The following is a 14,830-nucleotide window of genomic DNA, read 5'->3' as shown; positions in this document are numbered from 1 at the left end:
TCAATCCAATTCTCCTTTCAGCATTCTTCCTGCAATGCGAGCCGAATCTCCAACGAATCTTCCGCAGGGGCGCTTCTTATAATATTCTTGCGTACGGGCGGCCGGTGCCGGTGTCGTAGCTGCTGCGTCTTCAGGAGGCAAAAGGTTGCGGCAGATGATTGTCCCGTTTTTTTCCTTGAACATGTCAGCCATTTTCTGTACCATTGCATAATTCCTGGTGCGGGCTTCCTGATCGGAAATGTCCTGAACCGGATATTTGAATCCCGCTAACATAGCCATTGCGCTGACTGTTCCGCAGATTTCGCGCATACGACCTACACCTCCTCCAAAAGAGACAGACATTTTCTTGGCTGTCTCCATATCCAATTCAAAGATATCCGAGTAAGCCAGAAAGACAGATTGTGCACAATTATAACCTGCTTCGAAATTCTGAACTGCACGGTTTACTCGTTCTTCAAGATCAAAGTCTTTCATGATACTCTTCGCTTGTTAATATTCATAATCGACGCAAGCTCTGTCTGCCTTGACGGGACCGATGATGCCTTTGGATACGGCTACATGTTCGGGATGGTTGGCATACGTTCCGACATCCTCAAGTGTATCCAGCTCCGTAGTAAGGATGATATCCCATGTCTCTGCCGGATTCACGTTAAAATCTACGCGGATCATGCGCAAGACGTTGATTTTGTCGATCAATGCTTCTAATCCTGTTTTGATTTCCTGCATTTTAGCCTGCTTGTCGGCCGGAGTTGCAAACTCCTTCAATTTAAACATTACGATGTGTCTGATCATTTTACTATTTATGATTATTTATCTATATAATAAATCAATGTCACATTTTTTCATCCAGATAGGAATCTTTATAGCCCAAGAAATACAGGATACCGTCAAGCCCGATCGTTGAAATGGACTGTTTGGCCGTAGCCTTTACTTTTGGTTTGGCATGGAAAGCGATTCCAAGACCGGCAATACTGATCATCGGCAAGTCGTTGGCTCCGTCTCCGACAGCGACCGTCTGGCGGATATCCACATTCTCGACTTGTGCAATAAGACGGAGCAGTTCCGCTTTGCGTTTCCCGTCCACAATGTCGCCGACATGACGTCCGGTCAGCTTTCCATTTTCCACTTCAAGCTCGTTGGCGTAGACGTAGTCAATGTTGTATTTCTGTTTCAGATAGTTGCCAAAATAAGTAAATCCTCCGGAAAGGATCGCAATCTTGAAGCCTACCTTTTTCAATATACGCATCAGACGGTCCACCCCTTCGGTAATCGGCAGGTTCTCGGCTATTTCCTGCATAACGGAGACATCCAAGCCTTTCAACAAGGCACAACGTTGACGGAAACTTTCGCAGAAGTCGATTTCTCCCCGCATGGCCGCTTCGGTAATGGCTTTCACTTGATCACCGACACCGGCTCGGATAGCCAGTTCGTCGATTACTTCCGTTTCAATCAATGTCGAATCCATATCGAAGCAGATCAGGCGACGCATGCGTCGATACATGCTTTCTTCCTGAAAAGATATATCCATCTCCTGCTCGGCAGAGAGTTTCATGAAATCGGCCTTCATCTGTTCCTTGTCCCTCGGCGTACCGCGCACGGAGAATTCTACACTGGCTTTCGGCGTCCGGGCATTCTCGTCCAAAGGGATACGTCCCGTCAAACGCTTAATGTCGTCGATGTTCATGTCCTGGTCGGCAACAATGCGTGTAACACCTGCGATTTGTCGGGCAGTCAGTTTCCGGCCTAGAATCGTTATTATATATCGGTTCTTGCCTTGCATGGAAACCCATTGGTTATAAGCTTCCTCGGTGATCGGGTTGAAACGGATATTTACATCAAGCTCATAACTTTTGAAGAGTAACTCTTTCAGAATATCCCCCGAATTGCCTTCGCTACTTTGAAATAAGATGCCTAAAGAGAGGTTGTTGTGGATATCAGCTTGACCGATGTCCAGGATAACCGCGTTGTTCTTGGCCAGTATCTCGGTAAGGGCGGCGGTCACCCCCGGACGATCCGTACCATTTATGTTTATCAGTATTATTTCGTCTTTTTGTCCCATACGATTGTAATTGTGAGGCGAAGGAACGAATAATTATTTTAAGTAAAAAGTGTTTTCTTAAAATAATACCGTTTTATCAGAGATATGGAACAATCGTCCCTCATGCCTTCGGTGCGCTTGTCCTGATCCTGCACGAATAGGCAGATCAAGGGATAAAAGTTGTAAAAAATCAGGCAGAAATGACGAGGATGTATCCCGTTAATACAACAGGGGCACTCTCGTCATTTCTGTTTTGTTTTTATTTTCTTATCGCTTCGACCTCTTCAGCACGGACGGGGATCTTTTTACCTAACAGGCGGGCGCCGTTTTCGGTGATCAAATAGTCCTCTTCGTTGCGGATACCGCTGAAATCTTTATATGTGAACAGCTTGTCGTAATTGATAAATTCGGTGAACTTGTTCTGGCTTCTCCAGAGATCCATCAGTTCGGGGATAAAGTAAACGCCCGGCTCGATAGTCAGGACAAAGCCCGGTTCCAACTTACGTCCGAGGCGGAGAGACTTGCGTCCGAACTCCGTGCTCTTCGGCTGACCGTCATATCCGACGTAGACTTCGCCTAAGTTTTCCATATCGTGAACGTCCAGTCCCATCATGTGTCCCAGGCCACAAGGCATGAACATGGCATGAGCACCGGCTCTGACTGCTTCCATCGGATCGCCTTTCACGAAGCCCAACTCTTTCAGGCCTTCCATGATCACTTTGCAGGACAATTCATATACATCGACAAACGGGATACCCGGACGCAAAGCTGCAACAGCTGCTTCGTGGGCAGCCACCTGGATATCATAGATCTCACGTTGGCGAGTGGTGAATTTGGCATCGGCAGGAATCGTTGACGACATATCGCCGGCATATCCCATCTCCGTTTCGGCGCCGGCATCGAGCAGAAGCATATCGCCACTCTTGATCAAATTGCTATGATCATGGTTGTGCAACGTCTGCCCATTGATCGTCGCGATGATCGGGAAAGAGAGTTCGTAATTGTTGGCATAAGCAACTTCGGCAACGGCGGCGGCCACTTCGCTTTCGCGGATGCCCGGACGAACGGTGCGCATGGCGGCCAGATGCATGTCGGCTGTCACGATACAAGCCTTTTCTATTTCGGCAATTTCTTCTTCGCTCTTATAGTTACGCTGGTTGACAACGCCCATAATAAAAGGTACGGAAGGTTTTTCGGCTCCCGGAACGACGCCTAACCACTGGAACAGCTTGATCTGGTGTTCGGCGCGGTAAGTCGGCAGGTAATGAATCGGCTGGCCTTTCTGCTGCGCGTTCTTCAGATAGGTTTCGATTTCCTTGAACGGACGTACTTCGGTGATACCGGCTGCTTCGCTCTTTTCCTTCAGCGTCGGCTGTGTTCCCATCCAGACGATTGCGTCGATCGTCAGTTCGTCGCCGAAAATGATCTCGCGGTTGTTGTCTATATCGATGATGGCGGACAGCCCGGCGTAGGGAAGCCCGAAGAAATACAGAAAAGTGGAATCCTGGCGGAAATGGTATGTGTTATCGGCATAGTTCATGCCTGACTCATCGTTACCCAAAAATAACAGCAGGCCGGAACCTATCGTCTGTTTTAATTTAGCCCTGCGGGCGATATAAGTTTCTTTTGCGAACATGATATTATAAATTTAATTTAATGCAACCAAAGGTAAGCATAAATTGGAATCCTAACCTATTCGTATCCTATTATTTTTGTCGTTACTCGTATCTTTTTGTCAGCCTTTGGAAAGTTTCACCGATTTCCGCCTGCCGGCTTGCGGCGGGAACGAATTATCGTACCTTTGCTATGTAATCATTAAAATACAAGAACTATGATGAAAGACACATCTTATTCTAAAATTCCTTCTAATTACGGTTTATGTGCGGCAGACTGTCCTCGCGGCGACACTTGTCTCAGGCGGATCGCATACGACCGTATTCCGGCAAATGTTGTTTTTCCTCCGACATTGCATCTGAAAGCGATAGAAGCGATGGCGGGGAAGTGCAAGTATTACCGTTCCAACGAGAAAGTGCGTTATGCCAAAGGGTTCCTGTGTACGGTCGGAGCCTTGGCGGTCAGTGTGTCGGGTACGTTCAGGTATCGTCTGATCGGTAGTTGGGGAGTCAGGAGATATTATCAGAAGCGGAAAGGAGAAACGTTGCTGTCACCGGCCGAGCAGCAGCAGGTGGTTGCGCTTGCCAGGAAGTTAGGCGTGCGGTTGGACGAATACTTTGACGGATATGTGGAGGAATACGACTGGTGACCGGGCATCTGCTGTCTTTTACATGCCCAGGTAAAAGACGTTACATGCCGATGTAAATGTTGTTACCTGCCGATGTAAATGTTTTTACATGGCAGCGTAAATACTTTTACATCGACAGGTAAATGACATGTAAATGCAATGAGCTGACAGTTAACTGATAATCTTTTTACCGCTTTATTTGATCGGATGAATCGGTGCCCCGTCCATATAGGTGAGGGCGGCGCCTATGGCTGTCCTGTATTCCGAATATTTGGGGATCAGGAAACGGACGCCATACATTTCTTCCAGCTTAGGGAAGATTTCCTTGCACTGGGGCAGTTGCGTCAGGTTGCCGATCAGGACGAAATTGCGGATCGGGCTGTTGAGAGCCGACAGGATGGCAGCCTGGCCGATCGATTGCAAGACCATGTGGATAATCCCGGAAGCAATGTCTTCGGGAGAGGCGTTGCCGTCCGCCTTTCCGAAGTTGGAGGCGGTGGCGTCCAACGGCAGGTCGGGCAGGGGCCTGTTGCAGATGTCCTGTATCTGGAGGTCGATATTCGTCAGGGTCCCTTTCCGGGCCATTTCAGCGATCAGATGGATGTCCTGCGTTTTCAGGAGCAGGCGGGAGAGTCCGAGCAAGGTTCCGCCTCCGATGCCGATGCCGCCGATATGCTGGATATGCGGTCCTTCAACCTTTACGAAAGAAGTTCCCGTCCCCATGCTTACGACAATCAGGTTTTCCAGCGAAGCGGTATATTTGGCTCCGAGGCCGTTGGCCAGAAATTCATCGGTCTTGGCTGTCGGCAAGCCGTATAGCGGTTGGTCGATGAAAGCGCTTCCCACACCCGTCAGCATCACCATCTCGATCTCCGGCAAGGTGATCCCGTTGTCATAGATATACTTGCCGAAAGCTCCGAAGAGCGAGGTGACCGGATCGGTCGCCTTGACGAACATCGGCGACTGGATGCTCTTGTTTTCCACTCCGATAATCTTGGTTGTGCTTCCACCTACGTCAATACCTATTACTACGCCCATATTTTCATGATTTAGTTATAACTTTCCGTATCTTTTCGCTTGCAAAGTTATAACTATTTCTTACATTGTCCCGGCAAATATAACCTTTATATAATAATGAAGATACGGCAGATAATGGCACTTACCGGCGCGACAGTCGTGTGTGGTAACGGCCGGGAAGACCATGAAGTGCAGTGCGCCTTCGCCAGCGACCTGATGAGCGATGTCCTGACATTGGATTGCAACGGCGTGCTCCTCGTCACGGGTCTGTGCAACATGCAGACGATCCGGACGGCAGAGATGGCGGATGTTTCCTGCATCCTGTTCGTCAGGGGAAAGAAAGCGACTCCCGATATTTTACAACTGGCGGCAGAAAACGAGATGATCCTGATGGAAACGGACCACTCGATGTACCATACAGTCGGTGAACTTTATTGTAACGGCCTTCCGCCGATCTATTAAGCAAAAGGAGGTGAAGATATGCAATTCAGATTTGAACTGGAAGGAGGCAACTTCTCAAAAGCCGGCTATGCTTCGAGCCAGATAAAGAAGGTGTTGAAGCAACTGTCCGTCGATCCGCGCATCATCAAGCGGGTGGTCGTCGCTCTTTATGAAGCCGAAGTCAACGTTGTGGCACACGCCTGGCGGGGGACGGTTCTGGCCGATATCGAAGTCGACAGGATCAGCCTTCTGTTGCAAGACGAAGGTCCCGGCATTCCCGATATCGGACAGGCCATGCAGGAAGGTTTCTCCACCGCATCGGCAGCCGTCCGCGAGATGGGGTTCGGTGCAGGCATGGGGTTGCCCAATATGAAGAAGAATGTAGATGAATTAACGATCGAGAGCAAAGTAGGAGAGGGCACGGTTGTCCGTATGCTGACCTACTTCTCCGCAAACGACAGATAGCCATGGAAGAGACAAAGTTTTACCACGCATTGAAAATAGACAATGACCGTTGTGTCGGCTGTACCCACTGCATGACGAAGTGCCCGACCGGTGCGATTCGTATCCGCGAGGGGAAAGCCTCCATCCGTAAAGGTTGGTGTGTGGACTGCGGCGAATGTCTGAAAGCCTGCCCGACGGAAGCCATCTATGTGGAGCAGGACGACTTCCAGAAGATATTCGACTACAAGGCCCGTGTCGTGCTGGTTCCGACGGTCTTTATCGGGCAGTTCTCCAAATATACGACGGAGGAAGATATTTTCAGTGCGCTGTACGAACTGGGGTTTACGCATGTGTTCCAGGTCGAGTTTACGGCAGACATGATCCATCGCGAGATGCTCAGGCAGATGGAGCTGGCGGAGGATAAACCTGTCATCAGTTCGTTTTGCCCGGCTATCGTCCGGCTGATACAGGTGCGCTTCCCGGCCCTGGTCGATAATATCTTGTTGGTGAAGCCGCCGGTCAATGCGACAGCCACTTACTATCATAAGGTATTGGAAGAAGATGGTTTCTCGTCCGAAGAAATCGGTATTTTTTATGTGACGCCCTGTGCGGCGAAGATCGCCTCCCTGAAAGGTGCGGAGGGATATTCGTCCACGATCAAAGGCGTGATCAATATGGATACCCTATATAATAAGGTATATCATATCCTGAAAAACCGTCCGAAGAACTACACGCCCGAATGCGTCCTTCCGCCCTCCCTGACCAAGAAGGAGATGCGTTGGAGCCAGACGGGAGGCGAAACCAAACATTTCTCCGGCCGCTGCCTGGCGATAGACGAGATACACAATGTCATCGAATTCTTGGAACGGATGGAGTCGACCACCGAAGTCCGCAATGTGGACTTCCTCGAACTGCGTGCCTGCGACCGGAGTTGTGCCGGTGGCGTGCTGGCAGTCGCCAACCGTTTCCTGACAGCCGAGCGGGTGATGAAGCGTTCGATGAAACGCGACAAAGCCCCGCTGATCTATTCCGACCGGTTGGAGGCGTTGTCCTATCTGAAACAACACATCACCATTCGTCCGCTTCAACCCAACCCGAAGTTGCGATACGAAGGAAATATCGAAGAAGTCCTGAAAAAGATGGAGCAGGTGCGCAAGTTGATGTGCTACCTGCCCGGCATCGATTGCGGGGCCTGTGGTTCGCCCAACTGCCAGGCGTTGGCGGAAGACATTGTCCGCCATGAGGCGCAGTTCAGCGATTGCGTCTTCATGCAGCGCAATATGGAGAAGCACGGGAAGCTGGACAAGGAACATGCTTTCCGCCTGATCGAAAAGACGTGGGGGAAAGACCGGTTGAATAAAGATTGTTATAAGAAAGGAGCCAAATATGAAGGTCAGTGATTTAGTGAAAGAATTGAACTTAACCGTTTTTTGCGGAGAGGCAGGACTGGACGCGGAGATTTCCGGCGGCTACACCAGCGACTTGTTGAGTGACGTAATGGGACATATAGACGAAGGAATGTTGTGGGTCACGATGCAGACACACCAGAACATCGTGGCGGTCGCCACCCTGAAAGATGCGGCTGCCGTCCTGATCGTGAACGGGGCTTCGCCGGACGAGGAGACGCTTGAGAAAGGAAAAGAGGAAGACGTGCCTTTGCTCGGAACGCCGCTTTCCGCATTCGAAGTAACGGGAAAAATATACAGCCTTTTGCAACAGGCATGAAGGAGTACCGGGTAGATTTGCACCTGCACACCTGTCTTTCGCCTTGCGGAAGCTTGGAGATGAGCCCGCAGCGGATTGTGGAAACGGCCCTCGAACGGGGGTTGGATGCCATTGCTGTGACGGATCATAACAGCACGCTGCAATGTCCCGAAATCCAGGCTTTAGGGGAGGAGCGGGGACTCATGGTCTTTGCCGGTGCGGAGGTGACGACACGCGAAGAGGCGCACTGCGTGGCACTTTTTGCAGATGACCGGACCCGTGCCGCTTTCCAGATGTATCTGGATGACTATCTGCCGCCTGTCCCGAACGACCCTGAACGATTCGGCGACCAGGTCTGGGTGAACGCCCGGAACGAGATCGTGGGGGAAGCCCCTTATCTGCTTATCTCGGCCCTCGACCGGAGTGTGGAACAGATTGCCGCAGTGGTGCATCGTCTGGGCGGGTTGTTCATTGCGGCCCATGTCGAACGTCCTTCGTTCAGCCTGATCAGCCAGTTGGGGTTTATAGATCCTTCGTTGCCGCTGGATGCAATCGAGTTCAAGGATGCTGCCCGCTATGAAAGGCTGTTGGCGGCACATGCTTATTTGAAGCATTACACGATCTATAGCGCTTCTGATGCGCATGATCCCGGACAGATCGGCACGAAATATTCCCTGTTAAGGGCAGATGTGCTTGATTTTGAACATTTAGCAATGGCTTTCCGGAAGGAAAACGGTCATACGATTGTAACAGCATGAATAATCTATCTTTTCATATCACCGATATCACCGCAAACAGTATCCGGGCGAATGCTTCGGAGATAGGGCTGTCCGTAGAAGAGCAGGATACCCGCATCGTCATCCGCATCACGGACAACGGCTCAGGGATGGATGCGGAAACCGCCCGGCGTGTCACGAACCCGTTCTACACCACCCGCACGACTCGCAAAGTCGGACTCGGCCTTCCCTTCCTGATCCAGAATGCGGAGCAGACCGGCGGCAGTGTCACCCTGACATCCGAGCCGGGAAAGGGAACGGAAGTGAGGGCTGTCTTTCATTCGGATCATATCGATTGCCCGCCTTGGGGAGATCTTCCGGGTACAGTCGCCTTGTTGATCACCGGCAATCCGGAAATAAACGTTTGCTTTGAATACCGTTCGGGAGAAACCGGATATTCAATCAGCACGAATGAAATAAAAGAGATTCTGGACGGCGTCCCACTGAGCTATCCGAAGGTGATGTTGCTTATTAAGGAGATGATAAAAGAAAATATCCGGTCTTGAAAATAAGATGGTCCGATTGGTTATAAACAATAGGGTACCATTGCTTGGAAGGAATGGGGGCTATTGGGGTACCATTGGTTATAAGCAATACGCACCTCTTTATTTCTTTCCTGTTTTATGAAGATAATAATTGTAACGCTCCATCACCTCGCGCACATAATTGAAGGTTTCCGAACCACGCAGGTAGCCGTGTTTGCAGACCGGATCATTGTAGTACTCCGGATCGTTCTTCATCCGGATATATTCGGCCACATTATCATCCCAGACGTATGGGTCTTTGCCGTATTTCTCTGCCAGTCGTTGGGCATCGTAGATATGCCCGATCCCGGCATTGTAAGCCGCTAAGGTGAACTTGATCTTTTCGACTGGGTCCGTTATTTTTCCAAATCCCTGACGGAAACGGCGCAGGCAATCCACACCCGTACGGATTCCCGTGTCCGGATTTTTCAGTTCGTGAGGCGTTACCCCTAAAGCCTTTGCCGTGTTCGGCATGATTCCCATCAGCCCTTCTGCGCCGGCCCATGAGACGACGTTCGGATTGAAACGGGATTCCTGGTAGCCGATAGAAGCAAGTAGCTGCCAGTCCCAGCCGATGTTTTTGGCATGTTTGCGGAACAGCTCGTCGTAGGGCGATACATGTCCGTTTTTGACTTCCGGCAGTTCGGTCGTGACGGGTTGTTTGCTCAGTTCGAAATAGCGTTTCGTCAAAGCCTTGTAGACATGCGTTCCCGCCTTGTCGGATGCCCACGCGTCGATGGCCTTAGCCAGTTCGGGGCTGCTTTTGCGTACGACCCATGAGGAGCGTTGCATAAAACTGATCTTCAGCGAAACGTTCAGGTTCCAGAAATAAGTTTTGTTCAGGCGGGCTATATTCTCGTCGCTTATGGTGTAAGGGATTTCTCCTTGCGAAACCATGCCGATCAGATCCTCCGTTGTCACTGTGTCGGCATCCGCTTCATGAATCCGGATACCGCCTCCTAATTCGACATCGAGGTTCTTCAACCGTTCGAAATATTTGGTTCCCGGCTTTACATAGACATCTTTTCCGAGCAGCTCCGTCACGTCGGTGATCACCTTGTCGCCTTTGTTGGCACGTTGGATCAGCACCTGGCAATCTTGCTCTTCCCGTCCGCAATAGATGAGTTTCTCTTTCATGCGGTTGCTGATCTGAATCGGGTAGGCGACGACATCGGCTTCTCCCGCTTCCAACATTTCGATCAGTTTGGCAGGACTTTCGGCAACTTTAATATTCAGTTTAAGACCTTCCGAACGGGCGAAATCCTTGATCAGTTCGTATTCGTAACCCATCGGCTGCATCTTATACTGAAAATAGGAAGTCGAGCTATATAGCGTGACGGCCGTTATTTCGCCTTGCGCTTTCAGTTGAGGCAGGTCAATTGTTACATCGTCATCCTCCTGTCCTTGTTCCTGCCTCGCACGATTACAACCGGACAACAACAAAGCAAATGAAAACAGGAGGATGATCTTGTTCATTATTTTCTAAGCTTTTAATTCTTAACTTTTAATTTCTCCAGGAGGACGACATTTTCCACATGATGCGTATGTGGGAACATATCTACCGGCTGTACCTTCTTAACGGCATACTTCACCGAGAGCAGGCTCAGGTCGCGTGCCTGTGTCGCGGGGTTACAGCTCACGTAAACGATACGTTCCGGTTCCGCAAAAAGAATCGTGTTGATCACATCGTCATGCATACCGGCACGAGGCGGGTCTGTGATAATAACATCCGGACGGCCGTGTTGGTTGATGAAATCCTGTGTCAGGATATCCTTCATGTCGCCGGCGTAGAACAGTGTATTCTCGATCTTATTCAGCGAGGAGTTCACTTTGGCATCTTCGATCGCTTCGGGCACATATTCGATACCGATCACTTTCTTTGCCTGGCGGGAGACGAAGTTGGCGATCGTGCCGGTTCCGGTGTACAGGTCATAAACCATCTCGTTTCCGGTCAGTCCGGCAAATTCGCGGGCAACTTTATAGAGTTCGTAAGCCTGTTCACTGTTGGTCTGGTAGAACGATTTCGGCCCTACTTTGAACTGAAGTCCTTCCATATCCTCGATGATATGGTCTTTTCCGCGGAACACAAGGACGTCCTGGTCGGTAATCGTATCGTTGCATTTTTCGTTGATGACATACATCAGCGAAGTGATCTCCGGGAACTGTTCAGCCACATAGGAGAGAAGCGCTTCGCGGCGTTCCACATCTTCATAGAAAAATACCAGCACTACCATCAGATCGCCCGTTGAAGCCGTACGGATCATCAACGTACGCACAAATCCTTCCTGATTGCGAAGGTCGAAGAACGGATAGCCTTCGTGTGTCAGGCAGTATTCTTTGACTGCCAAACGGATGCGGTTCGATATGTCGTTCTGCAACCAGCATTTGTGAATGTCGAGCACCTTGTCGAACATTCCCGGAATATGAAAGCCTACAGCATCCATGCAATCGAACTTGGCCTCGGTTTTCACTTCCTCTTCCGTCAACCATTTCTTGTTAGAGAATGTAAATTCAAGTTTGTTACGATAGAAAGTCGTATGTTTGGAACCCTTGATCGGGAGTATTTCTTCCATTTCGATCTTACCGATCCGGGTCAGGTTGTCGATCACCTGCTTGTGTTTGTAGCGAATCTGTTCCTCATAGGGTAGATGTTGCCATTTACAGCCACCGCATACGCCGAAATGTTCACAGAACGGAATGGCACGCAGGGAGGAATATTCATGGAAAAATACAGCTTTTCCCTCCGCATAACTATGTTTCTTGCGTGTCAATTGTATGTCTATAACATCTCCGGGCGCAACAAAAGGTACGAATACGACCATGTCATTCACGCGTGCGATAGCCTTTCCTTCTGCGGCTACATCTGTTATTGTTACCTTTTCTAATAAAGGCAACTGCTTCTTATTTCTTGCCAAGATGATTAATTTTTTAATTTATGGCGCAAAGATAGATATAAAAATATATCGTAAAATACTTCTGTGTAAAAGATTTTGACTATCCGCATGGTTGTCCGGCCTTTTCCCGGCTGTCCGATGGAAATATCTATACGGCCCAAGATGAAAATAGTATCTGGACAATGATGTCTCAGGTACTTGAAGCCTTATTACTCGCTCTCAAGAATAAAGGCAAGAAAAAGAGATCAGAAGACTTCTTCCGGAGCTTCACGTCTTGCCCGATAAGAGTATATGAGAAAGATTCAAAAGTCATAACGAGTTGATACAATATATGTATCAACTCGTTATGACTTTGATCAGCTAATTACGACCTCTTATTTATGTCGGGGTACCAGGATTCGAACCTGGGACCCCCTGCTCCCAAAGCAGGTGCGCTAACCGGACTGCGCTACACCCCGTTTTGCAATTTCTTTTATTTTTGATTGCGATGCAAAGGTAGGTATTTTTTTTTAACTACCAAATATTTCATTGTTTTTTTTATTTACGTACATTCGCATCAGTTTAGGAGATCATTACAACATGTATACCCCCTTTATCAACTTTTAGAATGAACATATTGCAAACCAATCTGTTATATATCAAATGATAAAACAAAATTTAAATAATAAAAAATATGACAATCGCTTATATACGTACATATTCAAATAAACAACAAACAGAGAGCCAGAAAAACGCAATCGAACAATTTGCAAAAGCAAAAAAAATTGAGATTGACAAATGGTTGAAAGATGCTAAAAATTCTTCCAAAGAGAAAAACCGACTCGAAGACGTAATAAAAAATTTACAAGAAGGCGATATTCTTATCGTCGCCGATGTCACTCGACTCAGCAGGAAACTAATGGAGATAATGCATTTGATTTTGTTGTGTATTGAAAAGAAAGTGGCACTTTACTGTATCAAGGAAGGTTATTCATTTGAAGATAACGTGAACAGCAAGACGTTGGCATTTACATTTGGGCTTGTTTCTGAGATTGAAAGCAAACTTATTTCTGCCCGTACGAAAGAAGCATTGACAGCCAGTAAAAACAAAGGAACAAAATTAGGACGTCCTTTGGGAAGCCCCAAAACCGAATTTCTCCTTTCCCAGAAAAGCCAGATCGAAAGAGAATTGAAAGAAGAAAATGCAACATATGCCGAATTAGCCGATTATTATAAGGTTTCTTTAAGCGGTTTCAAGCGCTTCATTCGGGAAAATATACCGAACTTACCTTCAAGAAGGAAAAAGAAAAACGATACCGAATAAATATAAAAAGCGGGATTTTTAGATATACTTAAAGATAATTAAAGATAATTACGATTATGTTTAATAAGATTGTTGAATTTCTTTTTTGCGCAGACATAATAAAAACCCCGAAAGTTTTTTGTCTAACTTTCGGGGTTCATTATATGATATATTTTCTTTTATCAAATAAATCTTATCCGATCTATTATTTATTCATTTCTGCTTCAATAGCTTCTAATTCCGGCCCCATGTTCAGATTGTAATAGATACCTCTCAAAGCGATCATGTTGTCCATTTTTTCAGGTTCAGCTTCATGAGCTTTTTTATAATAAGGAAGAGCTTTTTTGAACAAATCTTTTGCCATGCTTAATTCCTCCTGGTATTTCTTACTATCATTAATCATATTGGCTTCGCTTAATTTGTTCACTCCTTGATTGTAATAGATACGACCAATGTTAGAAAGCGCATCTGTCAAATTCGGATCTTTTTCTAAAGCAATCTGGAAATTCTTTTCAGCATTGGCATAATCTTTTAATCCGGTTTCATAAACACGTCCCATTACATTGTAAAGGTTTGCATCATTTGGATTTTTCTGGATTGCAACATTCAACATTTCCAATGCTTTTTCATTTCTATTGGAATAGATGTATGTATTGATCAAGTTATTCAAGAAGAATGCCGAATCTGGAAAAACCTGCATGCCTTCTTCGAATGTTTTTTCCAACATAACAGAATCCTGAGCAGTTCTTGCCTCTCCGTATTCGTAGCAAAGATACTGATAAACATCATATTGACGATAAGGAGTATTTTTAGCACGTTCCAAAGCGGCAATAGCCAATCTGGAATCTTTAGCTAAAGAAGCTGCTGCTGCTGCATAGAACTGAACTGTCATGAATGTAGAGTCTTTTTCCGCAGTCTGAGTCCCTGCGAACATTGGCAGTTCGGATATTTCTACATATTGGTTGAAGAAATCGTATGCTTTTTTATACTCTTGTTTATCGAAATAATATGCACCACCATTGAACAGATATACATGGTTTGCGCTCAAGATACTTTTGATATCTTTTGTGTATTTAGGTTTCACTTTACCTTTTTCATTAGGCAACTGATCCAGTTCGTAGGCTTTCTGGAAATAAGGTAAAATACCATACAAAGCTTCGTACATAACCGGCTCGTTGGGTTGCTGTCCCAGAATTTGTTTAGCTCTTTCAGCATTGAACTGCTGATCTTCGATAAAACCTGCTACATACCAAGTTTTAGCATCGTCTTTAGTTTCCGGATTTTCCAACGCTCCTTTGATCAAGGTTCTGGCTTCTCCGAAATCTGCGTTACTTCCTTTCGCAATACTCTGTGCCTCGTTCACAACTTTTTTCTGTGCGAAAGAGGCAGATGCTGCAACACATAGTGCAACTGTCAATAATACTCGTTTCATTTGTGATAGTGATTTGAGATTAATATTTCTATTTGT

General features: G+C 47.3%; 16 protein-coding genes and 1 tRNA gene. 8 read left to right on the top strand and 9 right to left on the bottom strand.

What is annotated here, in order from left to right:
• The 4 genes from NQ542_RS05310 to NQ542_RS05295 form a co-directional block, all read right to left on the bottom strand.
• The gene (locus NQ542_RS05310) at positions 1 to 474 is read right to left on the bottom strand and encodes a C-GCAxxG-C-C family protein (RefSeq protein WP_005637969.1); all 474 of its coding nucleotides are present in this window, start codon (positions 472 to 474) and stop codon (positions 1 to 3) included.
• A 15-nt stretch (positions 475 to 489) separates the two neighbouring features.
• On the bottom strand, positions 490 to 792 hold the full coding sequence (locus tag NQ542_RS05305; RefSeq protein WP_005637967.1) for a Dabb family protein: 303 nt from the start codon (positions 790 to 792) through the stop codon (positions 490 to 492).
• Between the two features lie 40 nt (positions 793 to 832).
• The gene (serB, locus tag NQ542_RS05300; protein WP_005637964.1) at positions 833 to 2,059 is read right to left on the bottom strand and encodes a phosphoserine phosphatase SerB; all 1,227 of its coding nucleotides are present in this window, start codon (positions 2,057 to 2,059) and stop codon (positions 833 to 835) included.
• A gap of 238 nt (positions 2,060 to 2,297) precedes the next feature.
• Positions 2,298 to 3,674 carry an aminopeptidase P family protein gene (locus NQ542_RS05295; RefSeq protein ID WP_005637961.1) on the bottom strand — a complete coding sequence of 459 codons (1,377 nt, stop codon included), beginning with the start codon at positions 3,672 to 3,674 and terminating at the stop codon, positions 2,298 to 2,300.
• A gap of 195 nt (positions 3,675 to 3,869) precedes the next feature.
• Here NQ542_RS05295 and NQ542_RS05290 point away from each other — a divergent pair, with 195 nt between their 5' ends.
• Positions 3,870 to 4,301: a DUF6078 family protein gene (locus tag NQ542_RS05290; protein ID WP_005637959.1), complete on the top strand. Its 432-nt coding sequence runs from the start codon at positions 3,870 to 3,872 to the stop codon at positions 4,299 to 4,301.
• Between the two features lie 174 nt (positions 4,302 to 4,475).
• On the opposite strand, the gene coaW is transcribed toward NQ542_RS05290, so the two are convergent.
• Positions 4,476 to 5,318 carry a type II pantothenate kinase gene (gene coaW, locus NQ542_RS05285; protein ID WP_005637957.1) on the bottom strand — a complete coding sequence of 281 codons (843 nt, stop codon included), beginning with the start codon at positions 5,316 to 5,318 and terminating at the stop codon, positions 4,476 to 4,478.
• Positions 5,319 to 5,414: 96 nt separating this feature from the next.
• Here coaW and NQ542_RS05280 point away from each other — a divergent pair, with 96 nt between their 5' ends.
• Genes NQ542_RS05280 through NQ542_RS05255 form a run of 6 tightly spaced genes read left to right on the top strand, consistent with a single transcriptional unit; the run spans position 5,415 to position 9,168 of the window.
• A complete protein-coding gene (locus NQ542_RS05280; protein ID WP_005637954.1) occupies positions 5,415 to 5,759 on the top strand; it encodes a DRTGG domain-containing protein in 345 nt (114 codons plus the stop codon).
• An 18-nt stretch (positions 5,760 to 5,777) separates the two neighbouring features.
• Positions 5,778 to 6,203: an ATP-binding protein gene (locus NQ542_RS05275; protein ID WP_005637951.1), complete on the top strand. Its 426-nt coding sequence runs from the start codon at positions 5,778 to 5,780 to the stop codon at positions 6,201 to 6,203.
• A gap of 2 nt (positions 6,204 to 6,205) precedes the next feature.
• The gene (locus NQ542_RS05270) at positions 6,206 to 7,582 is read left to right on the top strand and encodes a [Fe-Fe] hydrogenase large subunit C-terminal domain-containing protein (RefSeq protein ID WP_005637949.1); all 1,377 of its coding nucleotides are present in this window, start codon (positions 6,206 to 6,208) and stop codon (positions 7,580 to 7,582) included.
• Positions 7,569 to 7,907, top strand: coding sequence for a DRTGG domain-containing protein (locus tag NQ542_RS05265; RefSeq protein WP_005637947.1), 339 nt, complete (start codon positions 7,569 to 7,571; stop codon positions 7,905 to 7,907). The genes NQ542_RS05270 and NQ542_RS05265 overlap by 14 nt, the downstream gene beginning before the upstream one ends.
• A complete protein-coding gene (locus NQ542_RS05260; RefSeq protein ID WP_005637945.1) occupies positions 7,904 to 8,644 on the top strand; it encodes a PHP domain-containing protein in 741 nt (246 codons plus the stop codon). Before NQ542_RS05265 ends, NQ542_RS05260 begins: the two co-directional genes overlap by 4 nt.
• Positions 8,641 to 9,168 (top strand): ATP-binding protein, encoded by a 528-nt coding sequence (locus NQ542_RS05255; RefSeq protein ID WP_005637943.1) that lies wholly within the window; start codon positions 8,641 to 8,643, stop codon positions 9,166 to 9,168. The genes NQ542_RS05260 and NQ542_RS05255 overlap by 4 nt, the downstream gene beginning before the upstream one ends.
• Positions 9,169 to 9,267: 99 nt before the next feature.
• Here the strand turns inward: NQ542_RS05255 and NQ542_RS05250 are convergent, their stop codons facing one another.
• From NQ542_RS05250 to NQ542_RS05240, 3 genes are all read right to left on the bottom strand, one after another.
• A complete protein-coding gene (locus tag NQ542_RS05250) occupies positions 9,268 to 10,662 on the bottom strand; it encodes an MltF family protein (protein WP_005637941.1) in 1,395 nt (464 codons plus the stop codon).
• 14 nt (positions 10,663 to 10,676) lie between these two features.
• Positions 10,677 to 12,101, bottom strand: a complete 1,425-nt coding sequence (gene rlmD / locus NQ542_RS05245; RefSeq protein WP_005637939.1) for a 23S rRNA (uracil(1939)-C(5))-methyltransferase RlmD — start codon at positions 12,099 to 12,101, stop codon at positions 10,677 to 10,679.
• A gap of 362 nt (positions 12,102 to 12,463) precedes the next feature.
• Positions 12,464 to 12,538, bottom strand: a tRNA-Pro gene (locus tag NQ542_RS05240).
• 215 nt (positions 12,539 to 12,753) lie between these two features.
• Here NQ542_RS05240 and NQ542_RS05235 point away from each other — a divergent pair.
• Complete coding sequence (locus tag NQ542_RS05235) at positions 12,754 to 13,383, top strand: recombinase family protein (RefSeq protein WP_005637936.1); 630 nt, start codon at positions 12,754 to 12,756, stop codon at positions 13,381 to 13,383.
• 184 nt (positions 13,384 to 13,567) lie between these two features.
• Here NQ542_RS05235 and NQ542_RS05230 read toward each other — a convergent pair whose 3' ends face one another.
• Entirely contained in the window at positions 13,568 to 14,794 is a 1,227-nt protein-coding gene (locus tag NQ542_RS05230; RefSeq protein ID WP_005637933.1) for a tetratricopeptide repeat protein, read from the bottom strand.
• Positions 14,795 to 14,830 lie beyond the last annotated feature (36 nt).

The organism is Parabacteroides merdae ATCC 43184 (assembly GCF_025151215.1).
GTDB classification, from domain to species: Bacteria; Bacteroidota; Bacteroidia; order Bacteroidales; family Tannerellaceae; genus Parabacteroides; species Parabacteroides merdae.
Note: the sequence above shows the minus strand (reverse complement) of the source record. Positions and strands in the feature narration are given on the sequence as shown.